This is a genomic window from Corynebacterium sp. HMSC034B08 (assembly GCF_001835805.1).
Taxonomy (GTDB): Bacteria; Actinomycetota; Actinomycetes; order Mycobacteriales; family Mycobacteriaceae; genus Corynebacterium; species Corynebacterium coyleae.
Genome location: NZ_KV825946.1, coordinates 1 through 339 on the forward strand (window position 1 = coordinate 1; position 339 = coordinate 339).

General features: G+C 57.5%; 1 pseudogene. It reads left to right on the forward strand.

The features are described from left to right. Nucleotides 1-46 precede the first annotated feature (46 nt). Nucleotides 47-339: pseudogene (locus tag HMPREF2656_RS04740) on the forward strand (ATP-binding protein); the annotation flags it as partial.

The window sequence follows — 339 nt, forward strand, 5'->3', positions numbered from 1 at the left end:
CTTGCCACCACAATCAACACCCCACAGCATGCGGAGGCGACCTAAAATGAGCGCTACAACCACCAAAAACCAAGTTGTCACACTCGGCCGCCAGCTCTATTTGACCACCGCTGTGTTACGCCAATGCGTTGAACACGCCACCCCACGCCAGTGCGACATCCTCATCGAATTGTTCGAAGCTGAACTTTCTTCCAGAGCAGCATCCAGAGCCCGCCGCCTCATGCACCGTGCGCGTGTGCCAGTACGCAAAACCCTCGACGGCTACGACTGGTCACCAGTGACCCTGCCCACGGACATCACCCGCGAACACCTCACCACGCTTGAGTTTCTCAACGGATG